Here is a 15,511-nt window from a genome sequence, read left to right as displayed (position 1 = left end):
TTAATGAAACAGCAATGAGTCACGGGGATGGATAGGTGGCTACATGCGATGGGTTGATAGTATTTATTTTGCAGTATATCAACTCATGCATCATCAATTTCAATATTGCTCAATCGATGTAGCAGTATTGCGACTTTTCGACTTTGGTGTCAAGCTAGTAAAAAATGGAGATGAGAATCTGTGACAAAGATCAGACAAAATAAGAAAACAACGATCTATGACCTTGCCGAATTAGCAGGGGTTTCAGCGAGTGCAGTGAGTGCAATACTCAATGGTAATTGGCAAAAAAGGCGAATTAGCGCACAACTTGCTGAAAAAGTGATCCGCATCGCCGAAGAACAAAATTATGCAGTCAATAAGCAAGCCAGCTTATTGCGCAGTAATAAATCCAAAATAATCGGTATGTTAGTTCCGAAGTATGACAACCGCTATTTTGGTTCTATTGTCGAACATTTTGAGGAAATGGCGCGTGAAAGAGGGTTATTTCCTATCATTACCTGCACGCGGCGTGACCCTGAATTAGAAATAGAAGCCGCACGTGCAATGATTTCTTATCAGGTTGATTGGTTGGTTTCAACAGGGGCAACCAATCCGGATAAAATCACTGAAATTTGCCAAGCTTCCGGTGTCTCAACCTTGAATTTAGACTTACCAGGCTTGTTGGCGCCTTCTGTTATTTCAGACAACTATCTTGGTGCAAAAAACTTAACACAACGTATTTTAAGCAAAAATAACCCCCAGACATCAACAAATGAAGCCTTAATTTTTATTGGTGGCCGTGAACATGACCACAATACACGGGAACGTATTCGTGGTTTTATTGATGCACATAATGAAAAAGGGATCACAGTTCCACAAGAAAATATCTTGGCCTGTGGTTATGCTCCCGAAAAAGCGGAAAAAGCACTTTCACGATTTTTTGAACAGAATAACGAAGATCCACAGAAAATAGTGAAATGTGGTTTATTTATTAATTCAACTATTTCATTAGAAGGGGTTATTGATTGGTTAGGTAAAAAAGGCTATATCGGTTCGCGTCAACCTCATTTAGGCTGTTTTGACTGGGACCCTTTTGTTGCACTATTAGGTAATGACATCGAAATGGTTAAACAGGATGTGCCAACGATGCTAAATCATATTTTTAAGTTGATAGATAATGAAAATAGCAAAGCACAGTTAATTGAAGTATTACCTGTGGGCGTGGTTAAAGAGTGATGTTAAGTAAGTGCCGCTTATCGTTGATGATAAATAAGCGGCGGAAGGTTATTATTTATTCAGTGTGGTAACCAATAATTGATGGCGTTGGTTATAGAATTTTGTATAAGTCATATACCCAGCCAGTATGGTTGAAAGGCTTGCGGTACCTAACAGCATAAAAGTCACCATAATCTGGTATTTAACTGCTTGTAACGGGTCAACTCCAGCAAAAATCAGGCCAGACATCATACCCGGTAAGCTGACAATTCCTACTGTTTTGGCTGAATCCACCGTTGGGATTAATGATGCTCGGATACTGTCGCGAATAATAGCAGCAGAAGCAATTTTTGGGGTTGCCCCTAAACTTAACATTTCTTGAATTTGTTGTTGTTGGCTTGAAAACCGTTGGCCGAGGTTATTAAAGCATAATCCTACTGCAATCATGGCATTACCTGCAATCATTCCAGTGATAGGAATTACCTGCATGGGTGTAAATGCGATGGCGTTAGTTAATATTAAGATTAACAATGTAAGAAATGTACCAGAGGTAATGGCAATTAATGCGGTAACATAAATTTTATCAATATATTTGCTTCTTTTCTTAGCGTTCCAGGCGGCATTGACGCAAATAAACATCACCAAGGCAATCGTGAGCAATTCGTGATCAACATTAAAAATATATTTTAGAATGTAGCCAGCGATCAATAGTTGAATAATCGCTCGGCAAGTACTCCAGATAATATCTTTTTCAAGGGACAGTTTTTCTTTATGACTAATAAAAATAGCCACAAGGACTAACAGGATAGAAAAGGTTAATGATTCATTGGAAATAGTTGGTTGATGCACAGTGATATCCTATGATTCGTTGTGATGAACAGGAAGGGTAATAACTTCATTGGTATGAGCGATTTCATCTTGATCATGGGTTACCCATAACACGCCTATTTTTTTGTCACTCGTTAAATGATGGATAAATTCATTCACTATAATTTTGTTTTCTTCATCTAGGGCACTGGTGATTTCATCTAACAGTAAGACTTGTGGAAGAAATTGTAAGTTTCTAATAAGAGAAATACGCTGTTTTTCTCCACCGGAGAGTTCGTTGATCCCTTTATCTAAAATAGATTCATGCAGAGAAAATTGATGCAAATCACTGATGACTTTCTCTTTATTAAGCGGCAATTTTCGAATTTGATAGGGAAAAACGAGGTTGTCATACACGGTTTGTCCAAATAAGGTGGGCGTTTGAGTGCAGTATGAAACTTGCTGCCGATAAGTTTCTGGTGAGATGGTATTGATATCTTTCCCTTGAAACTGAATAGTTCCTTGAGTTGGTGAAATTAACGAGGCGATTATTTTTAATAAAGTACTTTTACCGCAGCCAGAAGGTCCTGTAATCAGTTTGAAGTCACCTGCCTGTAAGTTAATCTGCACATTATCAAGAATTGTTTTTTCCTCAATGCTATACCCAATGTTATTAAGTTGTAGTAGTAAGTTACTTTCTTCCATATTATCAATAACCTATAAATTAAATGTGCAGTATTTAGTGTGAATGATATTCATTTCAATATCTTACTCAATAACCCAGTGCTGATATTGTTTAATATCAATTTAGATATAACTAATATTATGCGCCAATTAACCGAAAATTTATAGGGGAATGAAAAAATGTATTTTTACGGAGCAGTTACAACATAGAGGGGTTTTTAGAAGATTTTTACAGTTAAAGATAAAGTACAAATATTCATTTAGATTATTATTTTGAACATATGCCCATTCGGAATTTAGTGAGGTATTTAATTTGAGAGATATCTCTTTTTTTTACATGAATAATATAGAACTTAATCGGCAATAAGATTATATTAATAATACCAAGTAATTTAATCTTCGTTTAATATTTTGCTGTCTCTCTAAGACAGCACTATATTTATTTCATCTATATATTCAATATCACATCATGATGTTAAGGAATTAAAATGAAAAAATTTAGTGGCTATAACACCAACTTTTCACTTGATGGTAAGGTCGCTTTAATTACCGGGGGAGCAGCAGGTATTGGGTTGGCGATTGCTCAACTGTATGTTGAAAAAGGGGCTAAAGTTGCCCTAATCGATAAGTCAGATAACGTAATAACGACTGCAGAGAAATTAGGCAATTCAATTGGTATTCAATGTGATATCACAAATTCTACGGCGGTTTCTCAGATGGTAGAACATGTCATTGAGCATTATGGTCGGCTAGATATTGTCGTCAATAGTGCTGGAATTGTAGCACTGGCTCCCGCTGAAAATTTAAGTGAATCCGATTGGGACTTAACCATGAACGTGAACTTAAAAGGGACTTTTTTGGTTTGCCAAGCTGCGGGTAATGTTATGATTAATAATGGAAAAGGAAAAATTATTAATATGGCATCTCAAGCGGGGGTGATTGCCTTAGACCAGCATGCGGCCTATTGTGCGAGTAAAGCGGCAATTATTGGTTTAACCCAAGTATTAGCACTGGAGTGGAGCCCGAAAGGCATACAAACTAACGCCATTTCACCAACCATTGTCATGACAGAATTAGGTAAAAAAGCGTGGGAAGGTGAAAAAGGAGATGAAATGAAAGGAAAAATCCCTGCAAGACGCTTTGCCGAACCTTCTGAAATTGCGGCATGTGCACTATTTTTGGCCAGCGATGCATCCGATATGATTACAGGTCATAATTTAGTGATTGATGGTGGCTACAGCATCCAATAATGATATTAAATCAATAATAAAAAAAGCGAGTATAATTAGATATTCGCTTTTTTATTGTTTCATGATTATTATTTAAATAAAAAATAAGCCAAATAACATAGGTATTATTTGGCTTGTAATAGGAAATTACAAAGTAGGATAACAGATATTAATTATTGCTATATCAATTAATCATTAGGTTTTAATAATGAAAGCGACATAGTAATAAGCTTTTCTACGGTGAAACCGAAATGTTTAAATAATTGGTCCGCAGGAGCCGACTCACCAAAGCTATTCATACCCATAACTAACCCATCAATTCCTACGTATTTACGCCAGTAATCACTAATACTGGCTTCTATCGCAATGCGATAGCGAACGTGATTGGGTAAAACACGCTGCTGGTATTCTAAGGGTTGTTGGTCGAAGGTATCTGTTGATGGCATCGAAATGACATTCACATTAAAACCTTGTTCTGTCAGTTGTTTCCATGCTTCAACCGCTAACGTGACTTCAGAGCCTGTCGCAATTAATAGTAATTCAGGGGCTTCACTATTACTGCGTAAAATATATCCGCCTCGAGCGATATTGGTGAGCTGTTCGGGGGTGCGCGAATACTGTATTAGGTTTTGACGGGATAACACAAGTGCTGTTGGGTTCTGTTGATGAATGATAGCCTGCTTCCAAGCCACGGCGGTTTCTACTTGGCAACAAGGGCGCCATACTGACAAATTAGGTGTTGCACGTAGTGACATAAGTTGCTCAACAGGTTGATGTGTTGGGCCATCTTCACCTAAGCCAATTGAATCATGGGTATAAATAAGCACTTGCGGTAATTTCATTAATGAGGCCATTCTCACGGCATTTTGTGCATATTCCGAGAACATCAAAAAGGTTGCCGTGTAAGGGCGGAAACCGCCGTGTAATGAAATCCCATTTGCGATGGCGGTCATACCGAATTCTCTGACACCATAATGAATATAGTTGCCAGCAGGTTGTTTATTAATCGGCAGTGAACCAGACCAATAGGTAAGATTGCTTGGGGCTAAGTCTGCGGAACCCCCGATTAACTCAGGTAAAATAGGGCCAATAATATTTAAGGTATTTTGTGATGCTTTACGTGTAGCTATCGTTGCAGGGTTATCATTTAATTTTTGAATAAAATTATCAATGATATCTGTAAATTTTTCAGGGAGTTGATTAGATAATCGTTGAGTTAGCTGCTCAGCGAGTTCTGGGTATTGTTTTGTGTATTCTCGTAATGCTTGTTCCCAACGTAATTGTTGCTCAGCACCACGTTCTAGGGCATTCCAAGGTTCATATATGTCATCAGGGATCACAAAAGGAGGGTACTCCCAACCCAGTTGTTGGCGAGTCAGAGCTATTTCATCTTGTCCGAGTGGCGCGCCATGAGAATCCGCTGTACCTGCTTTATTAGGAGAACCATAACCAATTGTGGTTCTACAGATAATGAGTGTTGGTTTCGTAGTTTGTTGGTGAGATTGTTCAATGGCCGCTTTGATTGCGGGTCTAGAATGGCCATCGACTTGGCGAATAACATGCCAACCATAGGCTTCAAAACGCTTTGCTGTATTATCAGTAAACCAACCTTGCGTGTTACCATCAATAGAAATGCGGTTATCATCATAAAATGCAATGAGCTTATTGAGTTTTAACGTTCCCGCTAATGAGCACACTTCATGGGAAATCCCTTCCATTAAACAGCCATCACCTAAAAATGTGTAGGTATAGTGGTCGACAACGGGGAAACCAGAGCGATTAAATGTAGCTGCTAGGGTTTTTTCTGCGATTGCCATACCAACCGCATTGGCGATGCCTTGCCCCAGCGGGCCTGTCGTGGTTTCAACACCGGGGGTATAGCCTAATTCGGGGTGACCCGGTGTTTTGGAATGGAGTTGTCGGAATTGTTTTAAATCATCAATGGATAACTCATAGCCTGTTAAATGAAGCAAGCTATAGAGCAGCATTGAGGCATGGCCGTTTGATAATACAAAGCGGTCACGGTTAGGCCAATGCGGGTCCGCGGGGTTGTGCTGTAAATAATCTCGCCAAAGAACTTCAGCAATATCAGCCATTCCCATTGGGGCTCCGGGGTGGCCTGAATTAGCTTGTTGTACGGCATCTATTGAAAGAAATCGAATGGCATTGGCTAATTTATTTTGTGGTTGAGTGGACATTACAAAGCTCCCAAAGTAAAAGCGCCTAAAGTAAAACTAACGTTCCCCATTTTCATACTCACTGATTCGAGCCACTTTTGGTGCCGAACGTCCTCCTTCATAATGGGAAGCCAGCCATGTATCAATAATGCTTTTTGCTAATTCAGGGCCAATTACTCGTGCACCAAAGGTAATAATTTGTGCGTCATTGCTTTTTTGAGCTCGTTCAGCGGAGTATGTGTCATGGCACAGTGCTGCACGAATTCCCGTGACTTTATTGGCAACAATGGACATACCAATTCCGGTACCACAAATTAAAATACCGCGCTGGTGCTTGCCTTGTACGATCGCAGTGGCAACCGCATGGGCAACATCAGGGTACATTTCGTCTGCAACCCCAGTGTTTAAACAGTAATCAGTCACTTCAATGTTTAGTTCTGCTAAGTGAGCTTTAATCAAATCTTTCATTTCAAATGCAGCGTCATCCGCGCCAATAGCAATAGATAGCATGATAGAGATCCTTATTGTTGAACAAAAGTTCATAAATCAATCAAATGTACTATTTAGAAAATAGGATCTTATGAACAAATAATCAATAGCTGAACATATGTTTTTATTTTTATGATGATGAATTTTGTGATCTACAGCTTTAAATTTAATTTTTTTTGCAAAAAAGGTAAAAAACAGTCGTTTTAAGGCGATTTTATGAGAATTTTTGCACTGAATCACACTTTGACACTCTCACTATGGGCAAGGATGAAGAAAAGAAGGTATGGTTAATTTGTATCTTCATTGAACTTATGTTCATTTTACAAACCGCCGAGGATAGAACTATGTGTGAACACTGTGATTCAAAAGCAACGATGAGCGCAGGCATTCCAGAAAAAATGAAAGCCGTGGTTGCTTATGCACCAAAAGACTACCGTTTAGAAACTGTCGATGTCCCTAAAATTAGTGAAGAAGAAATTTTGGTTCGCGTAGAGGCTTGTGGCATCTGTGCGGGTGATGTGAAAGCTTTTGAGGGTGCCCCTAGTTTTTGGGGAGATGCAGAACAGCCCGCTTATATCAAGGCGCCAATGATCCCTGGGCACGAATTTATTGGCCATGTCGTAGGCTTTGGGTCAAAAGTGGAAGGTTTTGCATTAGGTGATCGTGTTATTTCTGAACAAATCGTACCTTGTTGGGAATGCCGTTTCTGTAAACGCGGCGAATACTGGATGTGTGAAAAACATGACTTGTATGGCTTCCAAAACAATGTAAATGGCGGTATGGCGCAATATATGAAATTCACCAAAGAAGCCATCAACTACCATGTGCCTGTCGAGATGCCAATTGAAGACGCTATTTTGATTGAACCTTACGCCTGTTCTTTACATGCCGTGCAGCGTGCCAATGTCAAATTGGGGGATGTCGTTGTGCTTTCTGGCGCAGGAACATTAGGCCTAGGCATGATTGGGGCAATTAAAAAATCCGGTGCTGGTAAGTTAGTCGTTCTGGATTTATTTGATAAACGCCTTGAATTAGCGAAAGAATTTGGTGCTGATATCGTATTAAACCCGAAACGTGATGATGTCGACAAAATTGTCAAAGAGATGACTGAAGGTTATGGCTGTGACATTTACATTGAAGCAACGGGGGCGCCTAAATCGGTTGAGCAAGGCCTGAAGATGATCCGTAAGTTGGGTACTTTTGTCGAGTTTTCTGTATTTAAAGACCCAGTGACAGTGGACTGGAGCATTATCAGTGACCGTAAAGAACTGGATTTATTAGGTTCTCATCTTGGCCCATATTGTTATCCACTAGTGATTGAAGGTATTGGTAATGGTGATTTCCCAACCAAAGGCGTGGTGACGGATATTTTACCTTTAGATAAGTTTGCGGAAGGTTTTTCAATGATGGCGAAAGGCGACCCGCACATTAAAGTGGTTCTCGACCCGAACCTGTAGAGCTGTCGTGGGTTGAAAAAAAGACGAAATTAAAAATATAACGATAAAAATTGGACCTGAATAAATGTCACCCTACCAAGGCTTGTTATTCAGGTCCTAACCCAGCGAATAAGCACTGAGGTCAACAATATGATAATCAATAAACTGTCTAAAGTAACGGGGTTTTCACCAAAGTTACTACTTGGCTATTTTGGCGTCCTGATCTTTATGATGGGGGAAGGCCTAGAACAAGGCTGGCTGTCACCTTTTATAATTAGCCGTGGAATGAGTATTGAAGAATCTTCATTACTATTTAGTGTGTATGGTTTTTTTGCTGCTGTGGCCGCGTGGTTATCCGGCGTATTAGCTGAAATTTATACCGCTCGTCGTGTGATGATTTTTGGTTTTGTGATGTTTGTGATTGGCTCGGTTATTTTCTTATCTGTTGGCTTACCGAGTAACAGCCTGTCAATCATGATCCCGACCTATGCACTGCGTGGTTTTGGTTATCCCATGTTTGCCTACGGCTTCTTAGTTTGGGTAGCCTATGAGGCACCAATTAAAAAATTGGGCTCTGCTGTCGGGATCTTCTGGTTCGTTTATAGCGGCGGGCTGGGTGTTTTAGGGGTGATGTATTCGAGTTATGCGCTGCCAGTGTTAGGTGAAATGGCAACGTTATGGAGTGGACTGATTTTTGTCACTATCGGGGCATTTATTGCTATTGCACTTAACCGCAACAAAGCGGGAGATACACCAGAGGCACCGAAAGAAAAAGTATCGCTCAGCTATGTATTCAAAGGGATCACTATTGCGTTTGAGAACCCAAAAATTGGTTTAGGTGGCATTGTTCGTACCATTAATACCTCGGCAGCATATGGTTTTGTGATCTTTATGCCAATGTTTCTTGCTGACTTTGGTTTTTCCCGCACAGAGTGGTTACATATCTACGCAGCACTTTGGACAGTGAACATTGCTTTTAATCTGATCTTTGGTGTTGTCAGTGACCGCATCGGTTGGCGCAATATTGTAATTTGGTTTGGTTGTGTCGGCTGTATGCTTTGTACCTTAATGTTTTACTACGTGCCTTATTATTTTGGGCACAGTTATACCCTGATGATGATAGCCGCTGGCTTATTTGGTGCGTGCCTCGCAGGATACGTACCACTTTCAGCCATCATGCCGAGTTTAGCGCCTGAAAATAAAGGTGCTGCCATGTCAGTCCTTAATTTAGGCGCCGGTTTAAGTACGTTTGTCGGGCCTGCACTTGTTGGGCTCTTTATTAGTAGCGTAGGTGCGTTTGGCGTGATTTGGATTTTCTCGGGGCTCTATTTATTTAGTGCGATATTGATGAAATTTATTACTGTGCCGGAAGAATTACTTGAACAGTCGGCAAAGATGCAGCTAACACCAGAAAATAAGTAAAAGAGGGAATTATGAACAGAATCATTAATGAACCTGATCTTGTTGTTGAAGATGCAATTCAAGGCTATTTGAAAGCGCACCCTGAATATTTTGCACAAACAGATAACGCGCGGGTTCTAAAATACCCAAAAGCACCAATACAAGGGAAAGTGGGCATTGTCACTGGTGGTGGTTCAGGTCATGAACCTGCGTTTTTAGGCTACGTAGGTGAAAATATGCTAGATGCGGTGGCGATTGGCGAAATTTTCTCCTCGCCAACGGCTGGGGCATTTTTAGATGCGTTCAAAGCCGCAGACAGTGGGGCAGGCGTTGCTTGCTTATATGGTAATTACGCGGGCGATAACATGAACGTTAAGATGGCGATGAAAAAAGCCGAAAAAGCGGGTATGCAAGTCAAAACCGTGGTCGCTACCGATGACGTCGCTTCAGCACCTGCCAGTGAAAAAGAAAAGCGTCGCGGCGTTGCGGGTGAAATTCTTATGTGGAAAGTGGGTTCTGCCGCAGCAAGTAAAGGCTATGATTTAGACGGTGTGATTAATGCGGCACAAAAAGCGATTAATAACTGCCACTCTATTGGTGTTGGGCTAACGTCTTGTACCATACCTGCGGTGGGTCATCCCAATTTTCATATTGAAGATGGGATGATGGAGCTCGGTATTGGTCATCATGGTGAACCAGGCATTGAAATTATGCCAATTCAATCCGCAGCGCAAATGGCAAAAACCATGTTAACGCCAATTTTAGATGATATGCAGGCAAAGCAAGGTGATGAAGTTGTCGTATTAGTTTCAGGGTTAGGTGCCACTCCCGTGATGGAGCTGTACATCTACTATGCAGAGGTTGAAAAACAACTCAGTGAGAAAGGTGTGCGTATTGTTCGTAACTATGTTGGTAACTACTTTACCTCATTAGAAATGATGGGGGTAACACTGACATTAATGAAAGTGGATGATGAATTGAAAACGTTGATGGATGTTCCTGCGTATTCATTGGGTTTAACACAGGTCAAATAAGGAGACAACTATGCAAGTTATTTCAACGGGCAACGGTAAGGAAATTACCCTTGATTTAGTGAACATTATTGTTTCTAACCGTGAATATCTAAGCGAAATTGATGGTGCAATAGGGGATGGAGACCATGGCATCAATATGGCGAAAGGCTTCAACTTATGTGCTAAAGCAATTGCAGACCGTGAATTATCACTCAGTGAAGGGTTTGAAGAAATTTCTGATGCGTTGATGGAAGGCATTGGTGGTTCAATGGGGCCACTTTATGGCAGCTTCTTTATGGGGATGTCAGACAGCATTTCAGGGAAAAATGCGTTATCACAACAAGATTTCCTCGCTATGTTAAAAAATGGGTTATCTGAACTGCAAGATATCAGTAGCGCGACAGTGGGGGACAAGTGCTTAATGGATACATTGATCCCCGCAGTTAATGCTTTTGAAGAGGCAACAAAAGCAGGAAAAAACTTTAAACAAGCGCTTGATGCGATGCAGGCCGCCGCCGTTGCAGGCCGTGATTCCACGGTAGATTTAGTGGCTAAAATTGGCCGTGCAAGCCGCCTTGGTGAGCGTTCAAGGGGCGTGTTAGATGCAGGCGCGACTTCTTGTTGTTTATTATTATGTCAATTAGCGCAAAGTGTTGAAAAACAGAGCGCATTAACCAATGCATAATTGTTTTATATAACTCTTTTCGTGGATATATAGACAAAAACTATTGCTATATATCCACTCTCTTTTATAACTCACTTATTAATTGCCACTAGAAACGCTATACTAAAACCTTATCATCCTTGTTGCGATTAACACCAATAAAGAGGAAACCACTATCTTATGGATAGATCACAAACATCTTCCGAAATCGAGCTACTGACTGAAATTGCGATAGCTTATTATCGTGATGAAATTACTCAGGAAGAGATCGCCAATAAGTTTGGTATATCGCGAATTAAGGTAGGGCGCTTACTTAAGCGAGCAAAAGAAGAAGGGATTGTTGAGATCAATGTTCGCTATCACCCTATTTTTAGCACTCAGCTAGAGCAACAGCTACTTTCTCGCTTCCCGATTTCCCGTGCGTTGATTGCCCTCGACCATCCCGATGAAGAAGAACAACGCTACCAAGTTGGCACATTAGTCGCTAATTATTTATCAACAACATTACGAGACAACATGATAGTCACGGTCGGCCAAGGCCGCAATGTTGCGGTAGTGGCTGATAGCGGTGGGGCAGTTCCTGAAAAAGATTGCCGTTTTATTTGCGGAATTGGCGGAACCCACCGGCCGGGAGATTCCATCAATGCGGACCATATCAGCCGCCGCTTAGCGAAGAAATTTGGTGGAACCAGTGAAACTTTATACGCGCCTGCCTATGTTGAAAATAATGAATTAAAACAATCATTTATGAAAAACGGCACCATTAAGGAAACGCTCGATCGCGCCCGTAAAGCGGATATAGCCCTAATTGGTATTGGCGATATGAATGAAGACAGCTATATGGTCAAACTAGGTTGGTTTACACCGCGTGAAATTGTTGATGCGAGTTTAAATCAAGGGGTAATTGGCGATATTGCCGGTTATGATTTTTTTAATGCGCAAGGGCAGCATGTTGATACAGTGATGAATGACAGAGTGATTGGCCTAAGCATAGACGAACTCAAGAAAATCCCTTGTGTAATAGCGATTGCTTCCGAATCCTCTAAGGCTATGGCCATTATGGGGGCACTGCGTACGGGAGCGATTGATATTATCGCAACGAGTGCGAGTAATGTGCGGACGATTTTGAAGATGTCCCAATAGCTCGTCATACTTCAAGCTGTCGCGTTGTTGACTACGCTCATTCGCATTAGTCACATACTTGTGTATGCTCCTAACGACTCATTCACTTGTGTAATTAGAATCATTCATGCCATCTATTATAAAATGGGTTTACATAACCTAATGAGTTACCTTATTATTTTAAAATATATATGGGAGATGGCATTCCTCCATTTTACAAAACCGCCCGTAGAGGGCTAATGATGCCTACGTTAACCTATTGATTAGATAGGGTACGTAGGTATTATGTGCCCTAATTTAGGGCATAAATGATCTATACTCGTCATACTTCGAGTATAACTGGGAGACTTTCCTTTCATTTATCCCGCCAAACATTAAAGGAAGTTTCTATGTATGCCTCATTATTTGCAATAGCGATTGGTTCAGTGCTTGGCGGATGGCTAAGATGGTTTGTTAGCTTAAGACTCAATCACCTTTACCCAAACATTCCACTAGGCACTGTCGCGGTCAATTTGCTTGGTGGCTTTGTCATTGGCTTTGCCATTTCGTATTTTGCCAATGCAAATATTAGTCCTGCCTATAAATTATTCATTGTGACGGGTTTCTGTGGTGCATTTACCACCTTTTCGACCTTTTCACTCGAAGTGCTGGTGCTAATCCAAGAAGGTAAATTGGGCTTCGCCATTAGTACCATCGCCATCCACGTAATTGGGGCGTTGATTTTTACCTTACTCGGTATGCTGTGCCATAACTGGCTGACACAGGGATAATTTATTTATTTGCTAATAATTGATGTGCAGTGGCTTCATCGGTCACTAAGCCTGTTACCCAACTGCCATTCATAACAGCTTGAATTGCTTTTGTTTTGTGCGCGCCACCCGCAAATGCGATCACAGGCTTATTCGGGGAGGGGAACAGTGGTACACTGGTGTGAGTGTCATCCAAAGTTGTAGAAAGTCGCTCGCCATTAGCTTGGATAAAATGCCCCAATAACTCCGCGGCTACTCCTTTTTCTAATAGCATTTCCAATTGTTCATCTGTGACAAAACCTTCGGAATTGAGTGGACAGCCTTTGCCGACTTCACCAATACCAATAAAGGTAATATCTGCATTCAGGGCTTTTTCCGTGACTTCCTTATACACGCGATGTTGGCACCACATTGCTTTATCTTCTGGGCTATCGGCGTACAGTGGCGCAGGTAGAATATAGTGTCGGCATTGTAATTTTTCTGCAAAACGTAATGGAATATCATAGCGTGTTGCTGAGCTATCACGGGCAATAGCGCCTATTAATGAAACACATTGGTGCTGGGAGGTTTCTAGGTAAGGAAGGGCATCAATAATACTGCGTAATGTTCTACCTGAACCAATACCAATAATTTGAGGCTTATCGGGGTCGATTAATTGTTCCATGAGCTCAGCACCGGCCACTGAAATCATATCGAGCGTCGCTTCTGTATCAAGTTGCCCTGACGGGACAACAAAGCAATGTGTTAGGTGATACTTTTGCTGGATTTCATTAGCGAGTCTTAAACACTCCGTAATAGGGTGCGTGATTTGCACCTGAACCATACCTTGTTCTTTTGCTAGAGAAATAAGGCGTTGGGCGACTTGTCTCGATAGCCCAAGTTCATGTGCAATTTCCTGTTGTGTTTTGCCTGCCACAAAATATAGCCATGCCGCACGTGCAGCTTGTTCCATTTTTTTTAATTCTTTCTGCATGGACATTCTCCTGCTGGTTTCGCTTATTGTAATTCTGGGCAATTGTTTATTAAAAGGGCAAAAGTCAATACTGTGAGCATTATCGCAGTAATTGTGATCAGATTGAAACTAAAATATAACAAACGGGCATATGCCCAAAAAAATAGCAATTATTTAATTTTAGGTTAAGGAGTCACAATGCTAAAGCAGAAATCAGTGTGGATGCACATCGGTGCTGGGTCATTTCATCGTGCTCACCAAGCGTGGTATTTGCACCGTTTGATTCAACAAGGGGATGATAGTTGGTCAATTGCCTTAGGGAATATTCGCAATGATGCGAATGCATTGCTTGATAACTTAACCAAGCAAAATGGGGAATATACCCTTGAAACAGTCTCACCTGAAGGTGAGCGTCATTATGAAAAAATTACTTCAGTGCGCAAAGTATTACATTGGGATGAGAATTTAAGCCAATTAGTGGAACAAGGCTGTGATAAAGCAACACGTGTTATTGCTTTCACGGTCACGGAGGCGGGCTATTATTTAACCCCACAGCATGAATTAGATGCAGAACAGCCAGACATTAAAGCCGATTTAACGGGCAGAATGAGCACAATATACGGTGCATTAACACAAATTTTACGCGCACGTTTAGCGGCTCATGGTGAACCTGTCACTTTGTTAAACTGTGATAATTTGCGCCACAATGGCGAACGGTTTAGACACGGCTTTTTATCGTTTCTACAATTAAAAGGTGAAACTGAGCTATACCAATGGGTGAAAGAAAATACGCGTTCGCCGAACACTATGGTTGATAGGATCACGCCTCGCCCAACACCAGATGTTGCTGAGCGTGTTAAACAGCAAACGGGTTGGGATGATAAAGCACCTATCATGGGAGAAGCATTCATTCAGTGGGTGATTGAAGATGACTTTATTAATGGACGTCCTGCATTAGAAAATGTCGATGTAGAAATGGTTGAGTCCGTTTTACCGTGGGAAGAAGCGAAAATTCGTATTCTGAATGCAAGCCACAGTTGCATTGCTTGGGCAGGAACCTTAATCGGTTTGAGCTTTATTGATGAAAGCACCCGCCAATCTGCTATCAAACAAATGGCATGGAATTATGTGACGCAGGATGTGATCCCGTCATTGTCACCAAGCCCCCTTGATTTAGAACAATACCGTGATGTAGTACTCGCGCGCTTTAGTAACCCGTATATTCAGGATACTAATCAACGTGTTGCTGCCGATGGTTTATCAAAAATTCCGGGTTTTATCACGCCAACTTTACAAGAATGCTATCAGCGCCAGCAGACTCCGGCGGCGACGGCTGTACTACCCGCTTTATTTTTCGTGTTTTTACAGCGTTGGGCTCGTGGTGAATTACCTTATGAGTATCAGGATGGTGTGCTGGATGTCGAGCTATATCAAAAAATGATGAATAGTAGTGATGCATTGTCGCAATTTGTCTCCAGTGAAATGCTATTCGCTTCACTTGCTCATGCTACCGAATTCCACGAATTGATGAGCAACACCGTTGAAAAAGTTGAAAATTGGCTCAAGTCACCTCAACAACCTCTGTAAGGAGAAA

General features: G+C 41.1%; 14 protein-coding genes and 1 riboswitch. Of the genes, 9 read left to right on the top strand and 5 right to left on the bottom strand.

Translation table 11 applies throughout. The annotated features are described in order from the left end of the window. Nucleotides 1–180 precede the first annotated feature (180 nt). Nucleotides 181–1,215 carry a substrate-binding domain-containing protein gene (locus tag P3L37_RS11505; RefSeq protein ID WP_109911226.1) on the top strand — a complete coding sequence of 345 codons (1,035 nt, stop codon included), beginning with the start codon at nt 181–183 and terminating at the stop codon, nt 1,213–1,215. A 51-nt stretch (nt 1,216–1,266) separates the two neighbouring features. Here P3L37_RS11505 and fetB read toward each other — a convergent pair whose 3' ends face one another. Both fetB and fetA read right to left on the bottom strand, forming a co-directional pair. Next, nucleotides 1,267–2,043, bottom strand: coding sequence for an iron efflux ABC transporter permease subunit FetB (gene fetB, locus P3L37_RS11500; protein ID WP_004910254.1), 777 nt, complete (start codon nt 2,041–2,043; stop codon nt 1,267–1,269). A 9-nt stretch (nt 2,044–2,052) separates the two neighbouring features. Continuing rightward, nucleotides 2,053–2,706 carry an iron efflux ABC transporter ATP-binding subunit FetA gene (fetA, locus tag P3L37_RS11495; RefSeq protein ID WP_004910255.1) on the bottom strand — a complete coding sequence of 218 codons (654 nt, stop codon included), beginning with the start codon at nt 2,704–2,706 and terminating at the stop codon, nt 2,053–2,055. A 467-nt stretch (nt 2,707–3,173) separates the two neighbouring features. On the opposite strand from fetA, the gene P3L37_RS11490 reads away from it, so the two are divergent. After that, a complete protein-coding gene (locus P3L37_RS11490) occupies nt 3,174–3,935 on the top strand; it encodes an SDR family oxidoreductase (RefSeq protein WP_004910258.1) in 762 nt (253 codons plus the stop codon). 167 nt (nt 3,936–4,102) lie between these two features. On the opposite strand, the gene tkt is transcribed toward P3L37_RS11490, so the two are convergent. Continuing rightward, entirely contained in the window at nt 4,103–6,112 is a 2,010-nt protein-coding gene (gene tkt, locus P3L37_RS11485) for a transketolase (RefSeq protein ID WP_109911227.1), read from the bottom strand. 36 nt (nt 6,113–6,148) lie between these two features. After that, entirely contained in the window at nt 6,149–6,601 is a 453-nt protein-coding gene (gene rpiB / locus P3L37_RS11480) for a ribose 5-phosphate isomerase B (protein ID WP_109911228.1), read from the bottom strand. A gap of 323 nt (nt 6,602–6,924) precedes the next feature. Between rpiB and P3L37_RS11475 the strand changes: the two genes are divergently transcribed. From P3L37_RS11475 to crcB, 6 genes are all read left to right on the top strand, one after another. Continuing rightward, a complete protein-coding gene (locus P3L37_RS11475; protein ID WP_004910265.1) occupies nt 6,925–8,037 on the top strand; it encodes an MDR/zinc-dependent alcohol dehydrogenase-like family protein in 1,113 nt (370 codons plus the stop codon). 129 nt (nt 8,038–8,166) lie between these two features. Next, nucleotides 8,167–9,438 (top strand): MFS transporter, encoded by a 1,272-nt coding sequence (locus P3L37_RS11470; RefSeq protein ID WP_109911229.1) that lies wholly within the window; start codon nt 8,167–8,169, stop codon nt 9,436–9,438. A gap of 11 nt (nt 9,439–9,449) precedes the next feature. Further along, nucleotides 9,450–10,451 carry a dihydroxyacetone kinase subunit DhaK gene (locus P3L37_RS11465; protein ID WP_004910269.1) on the top strand — a complete coding sequence of 334 codons (1,002 nt, stop codon included), beginning with the start codon at nt 9,450–9,452 and terminating at the stop codon, nt 10,449–10,451. Between the two features lie 10 nt (nt 10,452–10,461). Then, nucleotides 10,462–11,115, top strand: coding sequence for a dihydroxyacetone kinase subunit DhaL (dhaL, locus tag P3L37_RS11460; RefSeq protein WP_109911230.1), 654 nt, complete (start codon nt 10,462–10,464; stop codon nt 11,113–11,115). 159 nt (nt 11,116–11,274) lie between these two features. Then, nucleotides 11,275–12,237, top strand: coding sequence for a sugar-binding transcriptional regulator (locus P3L37_RS11455; protein ID WP_004910275.1), 963 nt, complete (start codon nt 11,275–11,277; stop codon nt 12,235–12,237). 164 nt (nt 12,238–12,401) lie between these two features. Then, a riboswitch (Fluoride riboswitch) is annotated at nt 12,402–12,472 on the top strand. Between the two features lie 133 nt (nt 12,473–12,605). After that, nucleotides 12,606–12,986, top strand: coding sequence for a fluoride efflux transporter CrcB (gene crcB / locus P3L37_RS11450; protein ID WP_004910278.1), 381 nt, complete (start codon nt 12,606–12,608; stop codon nt 12,984–12,986). Between the two features lies 1 nt (nt 12,987). Here crcB and P3L37_RS11445 read toward each other — a convergent pair whose 3' ends face one another. After that, nucleotides 12,988–13,938 carry a sugar-binding transcriptional regulator gene (locus tag P3L37_RS11445; RefSeq protein WP_004910281.1) on the bottom strand — a complete coding sequence of 317 codons (951 nt, stop codon included), beginning with the start codon at nt 13,936–13,938 and terminating at the stop codon, nt 12,988–12,990. A 177-nt stretch (nt 13,939–14,115) separates the two neighbouring features. Between P3L37_RS11445 and dalD the strand changes: the two genes are divergently transcribed. Next, nucleotides 14,116–15,504 carry a D-arabinitol 4-dehydrogenase gene (gene dalD / locus P3L37_RS11440; RefSeq protein WP_104872953.1) on the top strand — a complete coding sequence of 463 codons (1,389 nt, stop codon included), beginning with the start codon at nt 14,116–14,118 and terminating at the stop codon, nt 15,502–15,504. Nucleotides 15,505–15,511 lie beyond the last annotated feature (7 nt).

It is taken from the genome of Providencia sp. PROV114 (assembly GCF_032704305.1).
GTDB classification, from domain to species: Bacteria; Pseudomonadota; Gammaproteobacteria; order Enterobacterales; family Enterobacteriaceae; genus Providencia; species Providencia rettgeri.
Note: the sequence above shows the minus strand (reverse complement) of the source record. Positions and strands in the feature narration are given on the sequence as shown.